This window comes from Pseudomonas sp. BF-R-19 (genome assembly GCF_019956445.1).
Classification (GTDB): Bacteria; Pseudomonadota; Gammaproteobacteria; order Pseudomonadales; family Pseudomonadaceae; genus Aquipseudomonas; species Aquipseudomonas fluorescens_BH.
In genome coordinates this window covers 1-19,741 of sequence record NZ_JAHBDN010000034.1, presented here as the reverse complement: position 1 = coordinate 19,741, position 19,741 = coordinate 1, and the positions used below count along the sequence as shown (strand labels likewise).

Genomic DNA, 19,741 nt, shown 5'->3' with positions numbered 1-19,741 from the left:
CGAGGATCAGTCATCGCGGCTCATGATGCCGAACAGCTGCAACAGGCTGACGAACAGGTTGTAGATCGATACATACAGGCTGATGGTGGCCATGATGTAGTTACGCTCGCCGCCATGAATGATGGCGCTGGTCTGGAACAGGATGCAGACCGAGGAGAACAGCACGAAACCTGCGCTGATCGCCAGTTGCAGGCCGCTGATCTGGAAGAACAGGCTCGCCAGCGTTGCACCCAGCAGCACGAAGAAACCTGCCGTGATGAAACCGCCGAGGAAGCTCATGTCCTTGCGGGTAATCAGCACATACGCCGACAGACCGCCGAACACCAGCGCCGTCATCGCGAAAGCCGAGCTGACCACTTCAGCGCCGCCCTGCATACCCAGGTAACGGTTGAGGATCGGGCCCAGCAGGAAACCCATGAAACCGGTCAGGGCAAATGCCGACACCAGGCCCCAGGCCGAATCACGGAGTTTGTTGGTGAGGAAGAAAAGACCGTAGAAGCCGATCAGCACCACGAAAATGTTCGGGTAGCCAACATGCATCTGCTGGGCAACGTAGGCTGTCACACCGCTGAAAGCCAGGGTCAGGGCGAGCAAGCCGTATGTGTTGCGCAGGACGCGGCTAACCTCTAGCTGCTCAGCCTGCACGCTGTTATTAACTGCGTAATCCTGTTCGCGCATGGCGACACTCCTGTTGGTTTGAAACGTTCAGTCGCAAAGATCATAACAGACGCTCTGTAACAAGCTATGCAGAGAGTTTGACAGTGTGTTTCATTCAGGTATTATGGCGCCCGCAACGCAAACGGAGGTGTGGCCGAGTGGTTTAAGGCAACGGTCTTGAAAACCGTCGACTGTAACAGGTCCATGAGTTCGAATCCCATCGCCTCCGCCATCTTTATACGACAAAGCCCTGATTATTCAGGGCTTTGTCGTTTCTGGGGTTTGGTAAAAAGCCCCAGCCCACACTTCAGCCTACACCCTGGATGGAGTCCTGCTTTTCGAGCAGCGGCCAGTTTTTCGAATGGTCTCTTTGTCCCTACCAAAAACGGTCGGTGAAACAGTCGCGACTCTCTCCATAAATGGGGCACTACACCCACTCAACCGGGCATTTACCACCTAAGTTGAGGAATATTCCCCACTCCCCCCCCACTCCACCCTGTAATATTTAGAAACAAATTGCTAATTAATTTGAACTTTTTCTGCCCGCCATGGTAGTGGCCCATTAGTTGCACCACCCCCTGATACCCGCAACAGCTGTCGTCCCGGACATCATGGAGACGGCGGGGCTTGCCAGCTTCGGCATGACGCAAGGGGTGGAAAATGAAACGCGCGACGCTACCATGCAGCTCCATCGCCTTTCTGCGCAGGTCAAGCCTGCCTTGGGCGATGCTCCTTACCCTGACCACCGTCAACGCCGTACCGCTGGATGATTTCGGTCCGCCACCACCGACGGACCCCTCGGCGTTTAGCAACCCGCCGGCCGATCTCGATGCCGCGGCGGATGCCTTACGGGCCATGCCACCCGTCAACCAGGGCGCCATCGCCCTGCCCAATGGCGTGTTTGGCACCCGCACCACGCCAACGGCTGACAACGTGCTGCCGCCAGCCCTGCAGACATCCTTCAAAATCCCCACCAACGGCAAGCCCAGCCCGTTGTTCGGGGCCCAGCCGTACACTCAGCAACTGCTGCTGCTCGAAGAATTCGGCACGGAAAAACTCGACCCGACACTGCCGGCACCGCCCCTGACCTTCCCGGTTCCGCTCGTCGGCCCGGCGCCCACGCAGGACCCGAACAACATCGCCCGCAGCGGCCCTTCGCCCACGGCGCTGGTAGCCTTCATGCGCCAGCCGGGGCTGTTCCCGTTTCCGTCGCAGTTTTCCAACGTGCTGGACCGCAACCCGTGGAAAGCGCAGATCGAAGCCTTCCTCAACCGCCATCCGGTCGGCTCGCCGGCCGAAGGTCGTCCACCAGGAAAAGGCTGGTCGCATCAGCGCTGGAACGAGTTTTACCCGCAGGTCGGGTTCAAGACCGCTCAAGCGGGCGCCCAGCTCAACAGCGGCATGCGCGACCGCCGACAGTTGCACAACTACGCCGTCGGTGAGTTCGGGCCTGGCGGGCTCTACAACCAGACCTCGAACACCCCGGTCATTGCGGGCACCACCAAAGGCATAAATGTTCGTTTTCACCCCAACATGCCGATTCAGAACCACAAGGCGCTCTGGACCTTCGACGGCACCTTTCCGCCAAAACTGTTGATGGTGCGGTACGGTCAAGCCGCGCTGATGCGTCACTACAACGCCCTGCCGATCGATCCGTCGGCCAACATGGGGTTTGGCCTGCACACCCTCACCACCCACGAACACAACGGCCACTCCCCGGCCGAAAGCGATGGCTTTTCCGGTGCGTTTTTCTTTCCGGGGCAGTACTACGACTATCGCTGGCCGATACAACTGGCCGGTTACGACACCATCAACACCAGCGCTCAGGATCCGCGTGCAGCGTTCCCCTGCGCCCCGGGCGAAACCCTGTTCGTCAACGATGCCACTCCAGGCCTGAAGACGTGCAACAACGGCAGCATCAAGATCCGTGGCGACTGGCGCGAAACCATGAGCACCCACTGGTTCCACGACCACATGGTCGATTTCACCGCGCAGAACGTCTACAAGGGCAACGCGGTGATGATGAATTACTACAGCGCCCTGGATCGCGGTAACGAAGCCTTCGAAGACGGCGTCAACCTGCGCCTGCCCAGCGGTTCGGCATTGCCCTGGGGCAACCGCGACTACGATGTGAACCTGATGATTGCCGACAAGGCCTGGGATCAGAACGGCCAGCTGTGGTTCAACCCGTTCAACACCGATGGCTTTCTCGGCGACCAGATCCTGGTCAACTGGCAGTACCAGCCGCGCCTGAATGTGCGGGCGCGCAGCTATCGCTTCCGCATCCTCAATGGCTCGGTATCGCGCTACTTCAGGATCGCGCTGGTGCGTGAAGTCGCCGGCACCGGCGGCGAATTCCCCGGCCCGGCCGGTTCCGGCCTGTCCTATAGCCGCGTGCCGTTCCACTTGATTGCCAACGACGGCAACCTTATGGAATATGCCGTGCCGTTCGACGGCAGCCTGGACCTGGAAAGTAACGGCGACATGCAGAACCACAACGCCATCCTGCCGACCATGGGCATCGCCGAGCGTTACGACATCATCGTCAACTTCGCGAAAAACGGGATCAACACCGGCGACAAGCTGTACTTCGTCAACCTGATGGAGCACCACGACGGCAAGGGGCCGGAGGCTACAGTGCTGAGCCTGGCCGATGTCCTGTCCGGGACGTACAAGGCGGTGCTCAAGCTGGGCAGCAAAGGGCTGGAATGGGACGGCGGCGACCCGGCGGTGGGCAAGTTCCTGCAGCTGGTGGTCCAGCCTTATTCTGGCCAGGACGTGAGCATGAACCCCGCCGACTACGAACCCGCCAAACCGGGCAAACCGGCCGGCAAGACCATGATCCCGTTGACCCTCAACCGCGACGATCCGGTGGTGCAGGCCAAGCTCAAGGTGGCGCGGCATCGCGAGTTCATCTTCGGCCGCTCCGACGGCACCGACGAAGCACCCTGGACGATCAAGACCGACGGTGGTCAATTCGGCTTCCCCATGGACCCTCGAATCATCAGCGCCGCCCCGCAACTGGCCAACGGCCCGACCCCTGCCGGGTTCTCCGGCGACGGCACCCTTGAGGTGTGGAAAATCAAGAGCGGCGGCAATGGCTGGAACCACCCGGTGCACGTGCACTTCGAAGAGGGGATCGTCCTCCACCGCGATGGCAACCCGCCGCCGGAATGGGAGAAATGGGCGCGCAAGGACGTCTATCGCATCGGCGATGGCATCGACAGCTCGGTGGATGTGGAAATGGCGATCCGCTTCCGGGAATTCGCCGGGACTTACATGGAGCACTGCCACAACACCCAGCACGAGGACACGTCCATGTTGCTGCGCTGGGATATCGAGCACCCCGGCCAGTTCCAGTTGATGCCAGCTCCCCTGCCCGGCTGGGACGGCGTCACCTACGTCAATTCCTCCGCGTTGCCGACCTTCCGCACTGGCGATACCCGTACCAATAACGAAGGCGATAACCAAAAACCGATCGCCAACCCCGACAGCGCCGTCAGCAACAACGGCCAACCGGTGATCATCAACGTGCTGGCCAACGACACCGACCCTGACGGTAACGTGCCACTTAAAGTGGTGGGCTTGGAGCAACCGGACTCCGGCAAGGGCGTGGTCAGCACCGACGGTCTGCGCGTGACCTACACACCACCGGCCACGGTCCCCGCGCCGTTCACCGCAACCTTTTCCTATAGCGCCAGCGATGCCAAGGACGCGGAGTCGGCACCGGCGACGGTGTCCGTAGCGGTCTCGGCAGCGGTCAACGAGAGCCTGATCGTCACCAGCGCCACCGTCACCGCCCGCAGCAACAGCCGCTGGTATTGGGTCCTGTCCGGCACCACCTCGCGTGGCACGGGCAATACCATCACGGCGACGGCCACGACCACAACCGGTACGGTGAACCTTGGCGCCGCCGTCCTGACGACTACGGCTACAGGCGCGCGCTGGAATATAGCAGTGACGACCGCCGGCAGTGGCCCGTCGCCGAGCCCGACGGCGACCATCAAATCGGCCTTCGGCAAAACCGTGACAGTACCGATAAAGGCGAACTGAGTTAAAACCTGGCTTTAGCAATGAGGGCTTCATTGAGCCCTCTTGCTACAAGCCCCCCCACTTCAGCCCAGACCCTGGATAAACCCCGTGCAACGGGAAACCATCGGCCAGAAGCAGTAGTGACAACGAACCCGTCCATTACGCAACGGTCATAACAGCTGAAGGCAGCGCAAATTCACGAGCGATGCCTGCAATTCACACATTTCAGGGTGCGCCGGATAACCTCAGTGGGTTCGGTTCCTGCGTGACACAGGCACTTGCCGCTGCTCTCATCCCCCTGCTCCCTCGACGGAGTACGCAAATGACTCAATCAATGCGCTTCTTCCTCTCGTTCTTCCTCGCGATTGCAACACTGGCATCGGCCGGTTTACTGAACAATGCCGCAGCGGCCACTGCCGAGGATCTGAATGCCGACGCTCGACAAGCGTTGCAGACGCTCTACAAGACCAATCCATTCTCCGAAACCATCTCGCACCAAGCCAAGGCTGTGCTGGTCTTCCCGAACATCATCAAGGCGGGACTTGTGTTCGGCGGCAGCTATGGCGAAGGCGTTTTAATGAAGGGCACGAAAGTCGAGAACTACTACAACTCCGTCAGCGGCTCATGGGGGCTGCAGGCCGGCGCCCAGTCGTACGGCTATGTGGTTTTCCTGATGACCGATAAAGCCGTGGACTATGTAGCCAAAACCAAGGGCTGGGAAATCGGTGTAGGGCCAACAGTCGTGTTTGTGGATGAAGGGGTTGCGAAGAACCTGTCCAGCTCGACGCTGAAAGACGACGCCTACGCATTCATCTTCGACCAGCAAGGATTAATGGCGGGGGTCAGTATCGAGGGAACGAAGATTTCTCTGATCAAGCGCTGAAGTCACAGTCTGACTGGCCATCGGGAGCGTGATGGCAGCCTGTGCCAACCCGGATGGGTTTTCCCGTTTAGGCTAGGCTGTCCTCACTCCTGGCGCACAGACGCACCTGATGATTGGGAAGCCATCTGGATGAGCAAGGCTGTTTCGACCGTTCATTGATTCAGGTCTAAACATTGAATGAGCGAATCCTGATAATGATTTTCCAGTTTTTAGGTAGGCCTTAAATGACTTCACAGCTCTTCCAGGTTCACGGCCTCGTGAGTTTTACCCTCGCCATCCTCCTGCTTTTCCTCGGCAAGACCCTCGTCCAGCACAACACCTTTCTGCGTCAATACTGTATCCCCGAATCGGTGGTCGGCGGTTTCGTCTGTGCGGCGGTGACGTCCTTGCTGTACTTCGGCCTGAATATCCAGATCGAATTCGATCTGCAAGTTCGCGACACCCTGCTGCTCTATTTCTTTGCCGGCATTGGCTTGAAATCGGACATGCGCCAACTGCTCAAGGGTGGGCGCCCGCTGCTGATCCTGCTGTTGCTCGCCGCCGTGTTCATTCTGTTGCAGAACTCGCTGGGCATGGGTGTGGCCGAGGTTTTTGGACTTGATCCCAAGGCGGGCTTGATGGTGGGCTCCATTTCCCTCACGGGTGGAGTGGGCACCACCCTGGCCTGGGCACCGCTCTTCGTCGAAAAACTGGGTATCAGCAACGCCCACGAACTGGGCATCGCCAGCAACACCGTCGGCCTGATTGCCGCTTGCGTCATCGGCGGCCCTATCGCCAACCAGCTGATACGCCGTTATCAACTGACGCCGTCCAGGGATGCAGAACTGGAAGTCGGCATTCTCGAGCAACAACCGGGCAAGGCGCTGGACTACTACGACGTGCTCTGGGCCTGGATGTGGCTCAACCTGACCCTGATGCTCGGCTATGGACTCAACCTGCTGTTGGTCGATGCCGGCATCACCCTGCCCAAGTTTGTCAGCTGCCTGTTCGCGGGCATCGTCATTCACCACCTCGTTCTGGCCTTTGTGGGTGATCAACGACTGAAAACCTGGAGCGGTGCCAGCCTGGGCCTGTCGCTGATCTCCGATATCTGTCTTGGCATGTTCTTGACCATGGCCCTGATGGGGCTTCAGCTATGGCAGCTCAACGGCGCGTTGATGTTCATTCTGTGCGCATTGACCCTGCAAATCCTGCTGACGGTCGCCTATACGTATTTTGTGGTCTTCCGCTTCATGGGGCGCAATTACGAAGCCAGCGTGATCGCTTCCGGATTCGGCGGGATTGCCCTCGGCTCCACGGCGACGGCCATCGTCAACATGTCGACCGTGACGCAAAAATACGGCGCAGCGCACCAGGCCTTCCTGATCGTGCCGCTGGTGTGCGGCTTTTTCATTGACCTGGTCAATGCCGTGATCATCAGCATGTTCAGTGGTCTGTAGCGACCTCAGCCCGACTCTCGGACGGCCAGACACACCGAACTCAGGAAAGCGGACGAAAGGAGCAGCAGGATCGATGCCGCAAGGATAGGCTCAAAGAAAGAGTGTGCCCCAAGCCCTGATCCGGCCAGGTACGATCTCAAATGCGCCTCTTGCTACAGGGGAACCGGGATGACGGGACACACTGCACGCCAATGCTCGTCATGGATCCTGCTATCTCTGCTCGCCGTCAATCTGGCGCTGATAGCCGGCTGTTCAGGCAAAGCCACCACGGCTCACTATTCAGCCCCAAGCACGGGTTCAACCTGCTACGCAAAAGCCCTCCCCACTGTCGGCGAAGGTGGCCTCGCCTGGGCCGACACATTGGACATGGCTCGCCAGAAATCCCTGGATAATTGCATCCGTTATGCGGGCCGATCCGGCGGCACGCCGAACACCTGCAAAGTGGTGATGGCGGAATGTAAGCATTGATAGAGCGGTTTTTCATTTCTGCGTCGCTTTTGCCTTTCTGTGCGACAGATCCCACTTCAGGGGCTCCCGTTTCACACGCTCGTGGTGTTAGCTTTGAAAAGTTTCTGATCAAGCGATCAGATATTTCTTACAAACCGCCTGCAAAGGAATGCCCCCAGCAATGGATTTTTCCCTCAAGCACCTGGCCGCGACCACCCTGATGCTCGCCAGCCTTTCGTCGTTCACCACCGCTGCCCACGCCAACATCACCCAGCAACAGAGCGCGATCATCCTCAAGACCTTCAGCGATGCATCGGTCAAGGATTTCAGGCAGTTCCTGGGAAGCCTGGCCAAGAGCGATATCGCCAAGACCGACGACCTCGGCCCGGCCATCCGTGCCTTCCTCGACAACAAGACGCTTAGCGCTGAACAGCAAAACGAAATCCATCGTTTGCTTGGCCTCTATGCCCGGGTGAAATACGGCAGCGCGGCCACCGAAACCTTGAAGGAGCTAGTGGCCATTCCTACCGTGAACGTGGACGGCGTGGCCCAGCACGACAACCCCGAATTCCTCAAGATTGCCGAGAAGATCAAGGGCCTGGCCCAGGCGTTCAACCTGAATTTTCGCAACATCGACAACCGCGTCTACGAGATCTCCCTCGAAGGCTCCGGCGATGAAGTCGTGGGCATCCACGCCCATGCCGATGTGGTGCCGGTGACGCCGGAAAACTGGGTGTTGCAGGATGGCACCCGCCTCGACCCGTTCAAGGTCACCCTGATCGGCGATCGCATGTATGGCCGCGGCACCGAGGATGACAAGAACGGCATCGTGGTGGCGCTCTACGCCATGAAGATCATCAAGGAAGAGCAGCTGCCGCTGGCCCGCAACTTCAAACTGCTGGTCGACACCACCGAAGAGACCAGCGGCGATGCCATCCCCTACTACTTCGAACGCAACCCCACGCCCAACTACAACCTGGCGCTGGATGGCGGCTACCCGGTGGTGATCGCCGAGAAAGGCTACGGCACGGTCATGGCCAGCTTCGCCAAGCGCGCCGCGCATGGCAAGGGCGCAGAAATCACCTCGATGACCGGCGGCCTGGCCACCAACCAGATTCCGTCGACATCGGTCGCGACCCTGGTCACCGACAAGCCCGCCGAACTGGCCGCCAGCCTGCAAAAGGCCGGCAGCGAGTATGCCAAGCGCAACGGCGGCAACTTCGAGGTCGCCGCCAAGGTCGACGGCAAGGACGTCAAACTGACGGTCACCGGTGTGTCCGCCCACTCCTCCGAGCCCGAGTCCGGCGTCAACCCGGTGGCCAGGATGCTCGACTTCATCAATGGCCTCGACGGCAAGGTCGCGCTCAAGCACAACCAGATCACGGACGCCGCCCGCTACGCCGCCGAGAACTGGGGGCTGGACTACCTGGGTGGCAAGTTGGGGATCGGTTTTGCCGATGCGTTCATGGGCCCGCTGACCACTTCCCTGACCTATGTCGGGATGGATGACAAAGCCTTCAAACTCGCGGTCAACCTGCGCGTACCGAAGGGCAAGACGCCGCAAGTGCTCCAGTCCGAAATCGCCGCAAAGCTGGACGCCTGGAGCAAGAAGACCAGCATCACACCAACCTTCGACCTGTCGATTGCCGAACCGATGTACCGCAACCCCGAGGGTGAATGGGTCAAGGCCCTGCTCGCGGTGGCCAGCGAAAACCTCGGCATGGAACACAAGTTCGGCACCTCCGCCGGCGCCACCTCCGTGCATGAACTGCCCAACGGCGTGCAATTCGGCCTGGCCATGCCGGACGTCAAATACACCGGTCACAACGACAACGAGTTCAAGACCACCGAGCAGTTCCTGCTGGACTTGCAGATCGTGACCGAGATGATGGGCCGCATCGGGCAATTGCCGAAACTTTGATCCCCCCTTCGGACCCGCCGCCCTGGCGGGTCCATTGCTTTCACTTCCTCTGTGGGAGCGAGCCTGCTCGCGAAAAACCCAAGGGCGCCACGGTGCGTCTGGTTTCCCGCTTCATCGTTGGCCTCCATCGCGAGCAAGCTCGCTCCTACACAGATTGATGAACAAACCTCATGAACCCTTGCCGATTTACCCGTCTAGTGCTCATCCGTTAGCTCGCTTACTGTTTCCCCAGCGGTCCTGCACCCAGCCGATGTCACTGACGTGCAGCCTGACCATCAAAAGCGGGAATTTGGGGTGAAACCACGCCTCCCGTTGTGCGCTCGTTCCTGACGGCCCACGACCTCAGCGGGAAAACCATCATCCCCTTCAACACCCACGGCGGCTGCCTCGCAGTTGGCTGACCCGCCTTTAGGAGCAACATTGATGAATCCCTTGATCGCCCCATTGGTGGCCTTATCCCTCATGGCTGGAGAAACCAGCGCCCAGGCCTCCAACGAGATCCGCATCACCCACGTCGGCGCTCAGCCCTCCGTCAAGGGCGCTGCGGAAAACTTCACCGGCACGGTTCGGGTTGATGGCCTGTTCAAGGGTGATTCCCCTGCCCGCATCGGCGGTGGCACGGTGACCTTCGAACCCGCCGCCCGCACGGCCTGGCATACCCATCCGTTGGGGCAAACGCTGATCGTCACCGCCGGGGTCGGCTACGTGCAGCAAGAGGGCGGCCCACGTCAGGAAATCCGTCCGGGTGACATTGTCTGGATCCCGCCGCACACACGTCACTGGCATGGCGCGACGGCCACCAACGGAATGACTCATATCGCAATCGCCGAAGCCGAGGACGGCAAGGCTGTCACCTGGGCGGAAAAAGTTCCGGATGCGCAGTACGAAGGTCAATCGCCCGCGCAGGGCATGTAGCTGTTTGTTGTAGATCAACCTCACTCGAGTACCGCCTGCCAAGGCAGTGATGAGCAATGGATGGAGCCTTTCACGATGACCACTGACACACCGATCGCACGTCGCAAGACCGGCCCCTTCCCCGCGCGGATAGCCCTGTGTCTGGGCCTTGGGTTGGTGTCGGGTGTTGCCACTCAGAAAGCCGAGGCATCGCAACCCATGACCAGTACACAACCTGCGGCCCAAACGCTGTCGACCAGGCAACAGACCATTTCGCTGATCGCAGCATTCATGGCGACCAGCGACATGCCCCAGCTCAACGCTGCGTTGAACCAAGGCCTGGACGCCGGCCTGACGGTCAGCGAGACCAGGGAAATCCTGGTGCAGCTCTACGCCTATGTCGGCTTCCCCCGCAGCCTCAATGCATTGAATGAACTGATGACGGTGGTGCAAGCACGCAAACAGCGCGGCATCCAGGATGCGCCTGGAATCGAACCTGGCCATGCCATCCCAACCGGTGAAGCTTTGCTCGCGGCAGGAACGGCCAATCAAACCCGTATCTCGGGTGGGCCGGTCAAGGGGCCGGTGTTCGATTTCGCCCCGGTCATCAATCAGTTCCTGCAAACCCACCTGTTCGGCGACATCTTCGAGCGCGACAACCTCGACTGGCAAAGCAGGGAGCTGGCGACCGTCGGGGCGCTGGCCGCAACGCCGGGCGTGGAGTCGCAGTTGCGCTCGCACATGCGTGCAAGCATGCGGGTTGGGTTGAGCGTGGAGCAATTGCGCCAGGTCATCGAGGTACTGGCCAAGCACGGCGATGAACAAGCCGCCAAACGTGCAGGCACAGCCCTGACACAGGCACTTGCTGCCTCGGGAGGTTGAACATGAAGACTGGAAAAAACCTGCTGAGCGTTGCCCTGCTGAGCGTGCTTGCCGCCTGTGCAAGCCATGCCAATGCCGCCGCTCCCTTGATGATTCAGGAGCAAGGCAGCTTCGCCGCTGGCGGGACGATGATCACCGCACCGGGCACGTTCAATCCGCGTAAGCCCATGACGCCAGACGGCCAGACCTACCACGGCGACCATGCCTACACCTTCTACCAGATCCCGGTCGATGCGCGAAAGCTGCCCATCGTCATGTGGCACGGCGCCGGTCAGTTTTCCAAGACCTGGGAAACCACCGCGGATGGCCGCGAAGGTTTCCAGAACATCTTTCTGCGCCGACAGTTCGGCGTGTATCTGATCGACCAGCCGCGTCGTGGCGATGCCGGGCGCAGCATGGTCGAGGCGACGGTCAAGCCTGTCCCGGACGAGCAGCTCTGGTTCAACCAGTTCCGCATCGGCCTTTGGCCCGACTATTTCGAAGGTGTGCAGGTTGCCCGGGATGCGCAAACCCGCGACCAGTTCTTCCGCGCAATGACGCCGAACACCGGGCCGTTCGACATGAACGTGGTCTCCGATGGCGTGTCGGCGGTGTTCGACAAAATCGGCCCCGGCATCCTGTTCACTCACTCGCAGGGTGGCGGACCGGGTTGGTTGACGGCGATCAAGAACAACAAGGTCAAGGCCATCGTGGCTTTCGAGCCGGGCAGCAGCTTCGTCTTCGCGCAGGGTGAGGTCCCCGCGCCGACTCCCAGCGCGTTCGACACGGTGCAAGGCGCAGCGGTGCCGATGGATCAGTTCATGGCGCTCACGCGCATTCCGATCCTGATCCTCTACGGCGACAACATCCCGGAGCAGGCCGTCGACCTGCCCGCCCAGGACAGTTGGCGCGCCCGCCTCACCATGGCCCGGCTATGGCGCGATGCCGTCAACCGGCATGGCGGTGACGTGAGGCTGATCCACTTGCCGGAGATTGGCATCAAGGGCAATACCCACTTCCCCATGTCGGATTTGAACAACGTGCAGATCGCGGACCTGGTGTCCGGGTTCCTGACCGAAAAGCATCTGGATTGACGGCTACAGAACAGTTTTTCAAACGCCCCCTTTTAATGCTCCGGAGACTCTTATGAGAAACACCATTCTGAAAGCCTCGCTGATGGCCGCCATGGTCGGTATGTCTGCTGGCGAAGCCGGTGCCGCCGACTACAAAAAGAACCCGTTCACCCTGGCTTACGACGGTGCAATCACCAAGAACGAGCCCGGCAAGGTCAACATCCACCCGGTCAGCTACAAGCTCAATGGCCTGGACATCGCTGCCAACGTCTACACCCCTGCCAACTACGATGCGAAGAAGGTCTATCCCACGGTGGTGGTGGCGCACCCGAACGGCGGCGTGAAAGAGCAAGTGGCCGGCCTGTATGCCCAGCGCCTGGCTGAACAAGGCTACATCACGATCACCGCCGATGCCGCGTATCAAGGCGCAAGTGGCGGACAGCCGCGCAGCATCGACAAGCCGGCGTACCGTATCGAGGATATCCACGGCATGGCGGACTTCATCACTCAGTATGCCGGCGTCGACGGCAAGCGCCTGGGCCTGCTCGGCATCTGCGGTGGCGGTGGCTACTCGTTGGCCGCCGCGCAAACCGACAAGCGATTCAAGTCGGTGGCGACCGTGAGCATGTTCAACTCTGGACGGGTGCGTCGCAATGGCTACAACGACTCGCAACTGGACACCATCGAGCAACGCCTGCAACAGGCTTCCGCTGCCCGCGCCCAGGAAGCAGCCGGCGGCGCGGTGCTCTATTCCGGTGATGCCAACCTCACCGACGAGCAAATCGCCAAACTGCCGTTCGAGCTGTATCGCCAGGGTTACGAGTACTACTGGAAGACCCATGCCCACCCTGACTCGACCTTCAAGTACACCACGAGCAGCCTGCTGGATCTGATGCGCTTCGACGCCACCAACCAGATCGAACTGATCAATCAGCCATTGCTGATGATCGCCGGCAGCAAGGCCGACAGCCTGTACATGACCCAGGACGCGTTCCCCAAAGCCACCGGTACGAAAGACAAGGAGTTGTTCATCATCGACGGCGCAACGCACATCGAAACCTACTGGGTTCCCAAGTATGTGGAAGCTGCACTCGGCAAGTTGACGCCGTTTTTCGCAAGAACCTTGTGATGGGCTCGTTGGGGTCGCGCATCCATGCGCAACCTGATTACATGGAATAATCCCGCGCTCCGCATGAGAGGTTCTCATCAATGTCCCGCGCCAACCTCAACGATCTGCAAGCCTTCGTGGTCATTACCCGCGAAGGCAGCTTCACTCGCGCCGCCGCACAGCTGGGGGTCTCGCAGTCTGCGCTGAGCCACACCATGCGCGCGCTCGAAACCAGGCTCGGCGTTCGCCTGCTGACCCGGACCACGCGCAGCGTATCCCCTACCGAGGCCGGTCAACGGCTGTATCAGTCCATGGCGCCGCGCTTCGACGAAATCGAACTTGAACTGGCCGCGGTCAGCGAGTTTCGCGATACCCCGGCAGGTAATGTCCGGATATCGGCCTCCGAACATGCAGCGAACAACATCCTTTGGCCCAAGCTGTTGAAGGTGCTTCCCGACTACCCGGACATCAAGGTCGAAATCACCGTCGACTACGCCCTCTCCGACATCGTCGCGCAGCGTTACGACGCAGGCGTGCGCCTGGGCGATCAGGTGGCCAAGGACATGATCGCCGTGCCGATCGGCCCCCCGTTGCGCATCGCGGTAGTGGGGTCTCCCGAATACTTCAAACAGCGACCGTTTCCGAAAGAGCCAAGGGATTTGGCCGCCCAAAACTGCATCAATTTGCGCCTGCCCACCCACGGGAGCCTGATGCAATGGGATTTTGAAAAGGATGGTCACGAACTCAAGGCGCGTGTCGAAGGACAATGGACGTTCAACAGCAGCGTGCCGATCCTGCGCGCTGCCGTTGCGGGCTGCGGCTTGGGTTTTCTGCCGGAAGATATGGTCGCCAGGGAGCTTGCCGACGGTAGCCTTGTGCGGGTGCTGGAGGATTGGTGCCAACCCTTTGCCGGCTACCACCTTTACTACCCCAATCGCCGTGAGCATTCTTCAGCGTTTGGCGTAGTGGTGGACGTGCTGCGTTATAAGCGTTGAATTGTCCATCGTTAAGGTGCCTGGATGGCACGTTAACGGGGAACTTCGCACAGCAGGTCCGCCATGGAGGACAGCTTAGTTGTGTTGCATCGACCGGTTGAATCCACAGTCGTTTGCAGCCCTTCGAGACAGGCAGCAATCGGCCCAGAGTGTGTAAAAAACCTACGTCAAGGTGCATCACATCCAGCTAGCAAGCTGGGCCAACCGGCGGAACGCTCTGACGAACATAATAATTGTCGAATTCACTGCTTTCGACGAATTGGAAGCCATGGCGGGTATAAAAGCGATTCGAAGCGCTTTCTTTGAGAGCACCAACTTTAATAGGGAGCGCAGCCGCATCCGCCTCTTTGAAAATCTGTGTGAGAACAGCAGAGCCTATCCCTGATCCTTGCACGCTCGGTCTCACATACAAGTGGTCGAGCAAGAGTTCATTGTGGTGATGCTTGACCACTACAAAACCAACCCTCTCTCCAGATACCTCGATGTAGTGTGTGTTGTGGGCTTCAAAACCGCTAAGAAACCGCTCGCGCGCACGCACTGGATCAAATCGCCCAACACGCTCCAGACTGTCGCGCATAGCCTCAATTCGAATGGCTACAAGATTGTCCAAGTCGCTTTGTTGAGCCAGGACCAAAACGACTGGGGAATTTTGATTGGGTGTAACGGGCATATTTTGCACTCTAACTACCATCCAGAGATGGCCAGTATAGAGAGCCTGATAGGTGGTTCCCAGTTCGGCTTCACCGTCGAATACATACGTCCACCTCAAATGCGAATGAAGGGCTGCCTCTGTGTACTATTATTTTTGCGTATTCATTTACAGGGGGAAGCCGGTGAAACGCTTCATTCAAGGTGAACATTGAGGTCAGCCACTGTGAAACCAAGCGTTTTACGGTAGTAATTGCCGGTGTCGACATCGACAAGATCATCGCAACGCCAGAGAGTGGTTAATGGCATGCTGGCCTCGGTCTGTGATTGAGCAATCTCGAGATCAGTACCCATTTCTCATCCATGGGTCAATAGGACGCCGGGGCAGCAGGAGGCATGTAATGGACCTGAAGTTCAGTCACATCGATGTACTGGTCAAGGATCTCGAGGAAGCCTGTGCTTACTACGCACAGATACTGAACGCCAGGATCTCCAAAACGCTCGTCTGGGAACGAGGTGGCCTGCATGTGCGCTACGCGATTGCGCTGATCGGTCAAGAGCGTTTCATGTTGGTACAGCCGTTGGCAGGGAACCTGAAGGAGCTATTGGACTCCTCGGGTGAAGGGATGATTTATCGCCACTGCTATTCGACGCCGGACATCGAGAAGGCCTATGACGAACTGATGGTCGCCGGTGTTCAGCCAGAAGACGAAAACGGAAAGCCAATGGGCCGCGCGAACCTGCAATCCCCGTCCGGGACACGTATTATCTGGTTACCCAAGCGCTTCGGGCACTTCTCTATCGAAATCCTGGAAGACAAGGCACTAGAGGCGTTTGTAGAGGCTGCATTTGCCTGAATGATGTCGCCAAATAGTAGTCAGGCGTATTAGTTGGAGGAGTTGCAATGACAACAATCGATGTGAAATCCCGATTCGAAGCAAAGCTTCTTCGTCCGGCAAAGCCTGGTAATGATACGTCGTGGGCGTTCGTAGTACTGCCAAGAGACGCGAGTGAACAGCTTCCGAGGCGAGGAAGGACGACAGTTGAAGGCACAATCAATGGGCACCATTTCCAGGCAACCCTTGAGCCGGATGGTCAGTTGAGCCATTGGCTGCAGGTAAGTAGAGAGTTACTCGAAGCCGCAGGCGCGGCCGTTGGGGATATCGTTACACTAGAGCTAATCCCTGTGAAGAAGGAACCCGAGCCTGACATCCCGCCAGATTTTCAGGAGGCACTGGCAGCCACTCCTGAGGCTCGTAAAGTTTGGAACAATACGACGACCATCGCACGAGTAGACTGGATACACTGGATTACTTCAGCCAAGCAACTTAAGACGCGCGCAAAACGAATGGGTGATGCCTGCGATATGCTTGCATCCGGCAAGAAGCAGGTTTGCTGTTTCGACCAGTCCGGCTACTACAGTAAGGCCTTCCGTGCACCCGAGGCAGAAAATTTTTAAATGGAACATTCCATTGAATACGCCTGACAATGCGCTCAAATCGTTCGCTTCGTTCACCGCGACCGGCTAAAGCCGGCCTTTTAGCTTAATTGTTATGAATGTCTGCAAAGGGTCGTTTTCAACCGGTCGCGACAGGCAGTAATCATCCAATCCGCTCGTCCCAGAGAGATCTCGCGGCCCTGGTCCCGAAACCTTCTCGCCCGCTTAAACCTTCCAGGCTATCCCCATCCGTTGCTGCTCTAGCAGATTCCTCAACAAAACAAAATGATTGCGCCTGGCCATTTCATGACCGATTGGTATTCACCGTGAACGCTAAATTTGCATGTGTCGATATCAGGCAAGAAGGCGACGCGAACAGGTAACTGAAACGTCGGACAAGCCGGGTAAGGTGGCGCATCTTTTCATCGAAATAACCACATCGCGAAGATGGGTTTGATAAGAACTGCAGCGTTTGAAGGGTGCCACTTTCAGGAAGGCCAGCAGGCAACAATGATGATCTGTTGCCCCTATCAATTCGCTTAAATGTCGATCAGCAGAGAAAAAAAACCAATGATTAGCCCGAACTCCAAGGATTCGAGTGGCCAATTGGCGCAGGGCTTCAAGCCTCGTCACGTAACAATGCTGTCTATCGCCGGGATTATCGGCGCCGGTTTATTCGTTGGCTCAGGACATGCCATTGCAGCTGCTGGCCCAGCAGTCCTACTGGCGTACCTATTCTCAGGCCTGCTCGTCGTTCTGGTCATGCGCATGCTCGGTGAAATGGCGGTGGCCAATCCGGACACAGGCTCGTTCTCCACCTATGCCGACCAGGCAATAGGTCGTTGGGCAGGCTTCACCATCGGTTGGCTGTACTGGTGGTTCTGGGTGCTGGTGATTCCTATCGAAGCACTGGCCGCCGGCCATGTGTTGAACCAATGGTTTCCCCAGATCGATGCCTGGCTGTTCGCCCTGGTGTCGATCATTGCGTTGGTGATCACCAATCTGTTCAGTGTCTCCAAGTACGGTGAATTCGAGTTCTGGTTCGCCATGGCCAAGGTGGTGGCGATCATCGGTTTCATCGGCGTGGGTTTTGCCGTGCTGATGGGCTGGGTGCCCGAACGGGAGGTCAGCGGCTTGAGCGGCCTGATGGCCGAGCATGGCGGATTTGCCCCCAACGGCCTGTCGGCGGTAGTCGGCGCTTTCATCACCATCATGTTCAGCTTCATTGGTACTGAAGCGGTCACCATCGCCGCCGCCGAATCCGACAACCCGTCACAGAATATTGCCAAAGCCACACGTTCGGTGATTTGGCGCATCGGCGTGTTCTACCTGTTGTCGATTTTCGTGGTCATCTCCGTGGTGCCCTGGAACGATCCGCTGCTGGCCTCGGTAGGTTCTTATCAGCGGGCCCTGGAAATCATGAACATTCCTCATGCCAAGTTCATGGTGGACGTAGTAGTACTGATCGCCGTGGCCAGTTGCATGAACTCCTCGATCTACATTGCCTCGCGGATGCTGTACTCGCTGAGCCGTCGGGGCGATGCGCCGAAAGCGCTGAAGGCGACCTCCTCCGAGGGAGTGCCGCGGGCAGCAGTCATCGCCAGCACCGTGCTGGGCGCAGCAATCACCGTGTGGAGCTACTTCATGCCCGCCGGGCTGTTTGACTTCCTGCTGGCCAGCTCCGGTGCGATTGCCTTGCTGGTGTACCTGGCCATTGCGGTGTCGCAGCTGCGTATGCGCCGGATGCTACGTCGGCAGAATGTCGAACTGGCCTTTCGCATGTGGCTGTTCCCGTGGCTCACATGGCTGGTGATCGCGTTCATTTGCGCAGCGTTGGCGGTCATGATGATCACCCCGGAACACCGTAGCGAAGTGAGCTCGACCATTGGCCTGGCGCTGGCGATTTCCTTTATCGGTCTTGTGACATCGCGTCAGCCTGCGCGGGATGCAAGGGCTACGTCAGTGGGATAAAACCAAGGAGGTATTTGCGCCAAACCTGATACTCCCTACGCCAAGGCCAGGGGGTATTACAAGCTCCTGCGTCTCAGGCCGTAATCGCTCTTTGTGAGGACATGACCACGATGTCATCGAACTCCACCGTGTCCGACGGTACGACTCAATCCGTTGGTTTTCTGCTGTTGGATAAATTCACGTTGATTTCCCTGGCGTCCGCAGTAGAGCCACTGCGCATGGCCAATCAGTTGTCGGGGCGAGAGCTATACCGCTGGCATACGTTCAGCCCCGATGGAGAGCCTGTCTGGGCCAGTGACGGCGTGCCGATTACCCCAGATGCTTCATGGAACAATCCATTAGTGGCAGACACTGTAATCGTGTGCGGTGGTGTTGGAGTCCAGAGCGTGATTACCCGCGAGCACATTACCTGGCTGCAAGCCTTGGCGCGTCGATCCAGACGGTTGGGAGGTGTGTGCACCGGTAGCTGGGCGCTCGCCAAAGCCGGGCTGCTCGATGGCTACGAGTGCAGCGTGCATTGGGAATGTTTGGCTGCCATGCAGGAAGCTTTCCCACGAGTCAGCATCAGCGCGAGTCTCTTCACCCTCGACCGAAACCGCTTCACAAGCTCCGGGGGAACAGCGCCGCTGGACATGATGCTGCACCTGATTGGCCGCGATCATGGTCGTGAATTATCCGCAGCCATCTCTGAGATGTTTGTTTACGAGCGCATACGCAACGAACAGGATCATCAGCGCGTTCCGCTCAGGCATGTGCTGGGAACTCATCAGCCCAAGCTGCAGGAGATCGTCGCGTTGATGGAGGCCAATCTCGAGGAACCGATCGACCTGGATAAGCTTGCAGAATACGTTGACCTGTCACGTCGACAGCTGGAGCGGCTATTTCAGAAATACCTCCAATGTACGCCGTCACGCTACTACCTGAGATTACGCCTTATTCGAGCGCGACAACTGCTTAAGCAAACATCATTGTCGATCATAGAGTTGGCGTATGTATGCGGTTTCGTGTCCACACCACACTTTTCCAAATGCTATCGCGAGTACTTTGGTGTTCCACCAAGCGACGAACGTTCCGGCTCTGAAATGAGTGGCAAACCTGCAACGCTTGCGACTACGCAGCATTCATCGACCAGACCGCTGACAGCGCTAGACCAGGCACGAAACGAATCGACTTTTGCCAGTGTTCGGATGATTGATCGTTTTGATTTGGCGCAATCGTGCTGATCGGCCGTCCCTGCCACCCCCATTCATCCGTAGTGCATGGGTTTACTCAATAAGATCACGCAGGAGATTTGACGTGCACATTGGTGTTCCTCTCGAAACCCAGACCGGTGAAACACGGGTTGCTGCAACCCCGGAAACCATCAAGAAGCTG

At 58.5% G+C, this 19,741-nt stretch carries 18 protein-coding genes, 1 tRNA gene and 1 pseudogene; 17 read left to right on the top strand and 3 right to left on the bottom strand.

Annotation, left to right across the window (positions count from 1 at the left end):
- Nucleotides 1-6 precede the first annotated feature (6 nt).
- Nucleotides 7-678 (bottom strand): Bax inhibitor-1/YccA family protein, encoded by a 672-nt coding sequence (locus KGB28_RS04780; RefSeq protein ID WP_057714309.1) that lies wholly within the window; start codon nucleotides 676-678, stop codon nucleotides 7-9.
- 123 nt (nucleotides 679-801) lie between these two features.
- On the opposite strand from KGB28_RS04780, the gene KGB28_RS04775 reads away from it, so the two are divergent.
- The 12 genes and pseudogenes from KGB28_RS04775 to KGB28_RS04720 all read left to right on the top strand — a co-directional run bounded on the left by KGB28_RS04775 (nucleotide 802) and on the right by KGB28_RS04720 (nucleotide 14,310).
- A tRNA-Ser gene (locus KGB28_RS04775) sits at nucleotides 802-889 on the top strand.
- Nucleotides 890-1,317: 428 nt separating this feature from the next.
- Nucleotides 1,318-4,710, top strand: a complete 3,393-nt coding sequence (locus tag KGB28_RS04770; RefSeq protein ID WP_411740576.1) for an Ig-like domain-containing protein — start codon at nucleotides 1,318-1,320, stop codon at nucleotides 4,708-4,710.
- Between the two features lie 301 nt (nucleotides 4,711-5,011).
- Nucleotides 5,012-5,572, top strand: coding sequence for a YSC84-related protein (locus tag KGB28_RS04765; RefSeq protein ID WP_223442865.1), 561 nt, complete (start codon nucleotides 5,012-5,014; stop codon nucleotides 5,570-5,572).
- Between the two features lie 224 nt (nucleotides 5,573-5,796).
- Nucleotides 5,797-7,011, top strand: coding sequence for a sodium/glutamate symporter (gene gltS / locus KGB28_RS04760; RefSeq protein WP_223442862.1), 1,215 nt, complete (start codon nucleotides 5,797-5,799; stop codon nucleotides 7,009-7,011).
- A 168-nt stretch (nucleotides 7,012-7,179) separates the two neighbouring features.
- The gene (locus KGB28_RS04755; RefSeq protein ID WP_223442859.1) at nucleotides 7,180-7,479 is read left to right on the top strand and encodes a hypothetical protein; all 300 of its coding nucleotides are present in this window, start codon (nucleotides 7,180-7,182) and stop codon (nucleotides 7,477-7,479) included.
- A 160-nt stretch (nucleotides 7,480-7,639) separates the two neighbouring features.
- Nucleotides 7,640-9,379, top strand: coding sequence for a dipeptidase (locus KGB28_RS04750; protein ID WP_223442856.1), 1,740 nt, complete (start codon nucleotides 7,640-7,642; stop codon nucleotides 9,377-9,379).
- A 287-nt stretch (nucleotides 9,380-9,666) separates the two neighbouring features.
- A pseudogene (locus tag KGB28_RS04745) lies at nucleotides 9,667-9,762 on the top strand (flavodoxin); the annotation flags it as partial.
- A 40-nt stretch (nucleotides 9,763-9,802) separates the two neighbouring features.
- Nucleotides 9,803-10,294: a cupin domain-containing protein gene (locus KGB28_RS04740; protein WP_223442854.1), complete on the top strand. Its 492-nt coding sequence runs from the start codon at nucleotides 9,803-9,805 to the stop codon at nucleotides 10,292-10,294.
- A gap of 75 nt (nucleotides 10,295-10,369) precedes the next feature.
- Nucleotides 10,370-11,155, top strand: a complete 786-nt coding sequence (locus KGB28_RS04735; RefSeq protein ID WP_223442852.1) for a carboxymuconolactone decarboxylase family protein — start codon at nucleotides 10,370-10,372, stop codon at nucleotides 11,153-11,155.
- Nucleotides 11,156-11,157: 2 nt separating this feature from the next.
- Entirely contained in the window at nucleotides 11,158-12,228 is a 1,071-nt protein-coding gene (locus tag KGB28_RS04730; RefSeq protein WP_223442850.1) for an alpha/beta hydrolase, read from the top strand.
- 52 nt (nucleotides 12,229-12,280) lie between these two features.
- Nucleotides 12,281-13,336, top strand: a complete 1,056-nt coding sequence (locus KGB28_RS04725; RefSeq protein ID WP_223442848.1) for an alpha/beta hydrolase — start codon at nucleotides 12,281-12,283, stop codon at nucleotides 13,334-13,336.
- An 80-nt stretch (nucleotides 13,337-13,416) separates the two neighbouring features.
- Nucleotides 13,417-14,310 carry a LysR family transcriptional regulator gene (locus KGB28_RS04720; RefSeq protein WP_223442846.1) on the top strand — a complete coding sequence of 298 codons (894 nt, stop codon included), beginning with the start codon at nucleotides 13,417-13,419 and terminating at the stop codon, nucleotides 14,308-14,310.
- 187 nt (nucleotides 14,311-14,497) lie between these two features.
- Here the strand turns inward: KGB28_RS04720 and KGB28_RS04715 are convergent, their stop codons facing one another.
- Both KGB28_RS04715 and KGB28_RS04710 read right to left on the bottom strand, forming a co-directional pair.
- Entirely contained in the window at nucleotides 14,498-14,980 is a 483-nt protein-coding gene (locus tag KGB28_RS04715; protein WP_223443033.1) for a GNAT family N-acetyltransferase, read from the bottom strand.
- 173 nt (nucleotides 14,981-15,153) lie between these two features.
- Nucleotides 15,154-15,312: a hypothetical protein gene (locus KGB28_RS04710; RefSeq protein WP_223442844.1), complete on the bottom strand. Its 159-nt coding sequence runs from the start codon at nucleotides 15,310-15,312 to the stop codon at nucleotides 15,154-15,156.
- A gap of 47 nt (nucleotides 15,313-15,359) precedes the next feature.
- Between KGB28_RS04710 and KGB28_RS04705 the strand changes: the two genes are divergently transcribed.
- The 5 genes from KGB28_RS04705 to KGB28_RS04685 form a co-directional block, all read left to right on the top strand.
- Nucleotides 15,360-15,815 carry a VOC family protein gene (locus KGB28_RS04705; protein WP_223442842.1) on the top strand — a complete coding sequence of 152 codons (456 nt, stop codon included), beginning with the start codon at nucleotides 15,360-15,362 and terminating at the stop codon, nucleotides 15,813-15,815.
- Between the two features lie 47 nt (nucleotides 15,816-15,862).
- The gene (locus tag KGB28_RS04700; protein ID WP_223442839.1) at nucleotides 15,863-16,417 is read left to right on the top strand and encodes a YdeI/OmpD-associated family protein; all 555 of its coding nucleotides are present in this window, start codon (nucleotides 15,863-15,865) and stop codon (nucleotides 16,415-16,417) included.
- Between the two features lie 549 nt (nucleotides 16,418-16,966).
- Complete coding sequence (gene gabP / locus KGB28_RS04695) at nucleotides 16,967-18,367, top strand: GABA permease (RefSeq protein ID WP_223442836.1); 1,401 nt, start codon at nucleotides 16,967-16,969, stop codon at nucleotides 18,365-18,367.
- A gap of 110 nt (nucleotides 18,368-18,477) precedes the next feature.
- Nucleotides 18,478-19,590, top strand: coding sequence for a GlxA family transcriptional regulator (locus KGB28_RS04690; protein ID WP_411740575.1), 1,113 nt, complete (start codon nucleotides 18,478-18,480; stop codon nucleotides 19,588-19,590).
- Nucleotides 19,591-19,663: 73 nt separating this feature from the next.
- On the top strand, nucleotides 19,664-19,741 hold a 78-nt coding region (locus KGB28_RS04685), incomplete at its 3' end, for a hypothetical protein (RefSeq protein ID WP_223441004.1).

Coding starts and splice junctions, on each gene's coding strand:
- gltS (WP_223442862.1), top strand. CDS start 5,797: ATGACTTCACAGCTCTTCCAGGTTCACGGCCTCGTGAGTTTTACCCTC.
- KGB28_RS04765 (WP_223442865.1), top strand. CDS start 5,012: ATGACTCAATCAATGCGCTTCTTCCTCTCGTTCTTCCTCGCGATTGCA.
- KGB28_RS04750 (WP_223442856.1), top strand. CDS start 7,640: ATGGATTTTTCCCTCAAGCACCTGGCCGCGACCACCCTGATGCTCGCC.
- KGB28_RS04740 (WP_223442854.1), top strand. CDS start 9,803: ATGAATCCCTTGATCGCCCCATTGGTGGCCTTATCCCTCATGGCTGGA.
- KGB28_RS04705 (WP_223442842.1), top strand. CDS start 15,360: ATGGACCTGAAGTTCAGTCACATCGATGTACTGGTCAAGGATCTCGAG.
- KGB28_RS04690 (WP_411740575.1), top strand. CDS start 18,478: ATGTCATCGAACTCCACCGTGTCCGACGGTACGACTCAATCCGTTGGT.
- KGB28_RS04735 (WP_223442852.1), top strand. CDS start 10,370: ATGACCACTGACACACCGATCGCACGTCGCAAGACCGGCCCCTTCCCC.
- KGB28_RS04710 (WP_223442844.1), bottom strand. CDS start 15,312: ATGGGTACTGATCTCGAGATTGCTCAATCACAGACCGAGGCCAGCATG.
- KGB28_RS04720 (WP_223442846.1), top strand. CDS start 13,417: ATGTCCCGCGCCAACCTCAACGATCTGCAAGCCTTCGTGGTCATTACC.
- KGB28_RS04700 (WP_223442839.1), top strand. CDS start 15,863: ATGACAACAATCGATGTGAAATCCCGATTCGAAGCAAAGCTTCTTCGT.
- KGB28_RS04715 (WP_223443033.1), bottom strand. CDS start 14,980: ATGCCCGTTACACCCAATCAAAATTCCCCAGTCGTTTTGGTCCTGGCT.
- KGB28_RS04780 (WP_057714309.1), bottom strand. CDS start 678: ATGCGCGAACAGGATTACGCAGTTAATAACAGCGTGCAGGCTGAGCAG.
- KGB28_RS04755 (WP_223442859.1), top strand. CDS start 7,180: ATGACGGGACACACTGCACGCCAATGCTCGTCATGGATCCTGCTATCT.
- gabP (WP_223442836.1), top strand. CDS start 16,967: ATGATTAGCCCGAACTCCAAGGATTCGAGTGGCCAATTGGCGCAGGGC.
- KGB28_RS04730 (WP_223442850.1), top strand. CDS start 11,158: ATGAAGACTGGAAAAAACCTGCTGAGCGTTGCCCTGCTGAGCGTGCTT.
- KGB28_RS04770 (WP_411740576.1), top strand. CDS start 1,318: ATGAAACGCGCGACGCTACCATGCAGCTCCATCGCCTTTCTGCGCAGG.
- KGB28_RS04725 (WP_223442848.1), top strand. CDS start 12,281: ATGAGAAACACCATTCTGAAAGCCTCGCTGATGGCCGCCATGGTCGGT.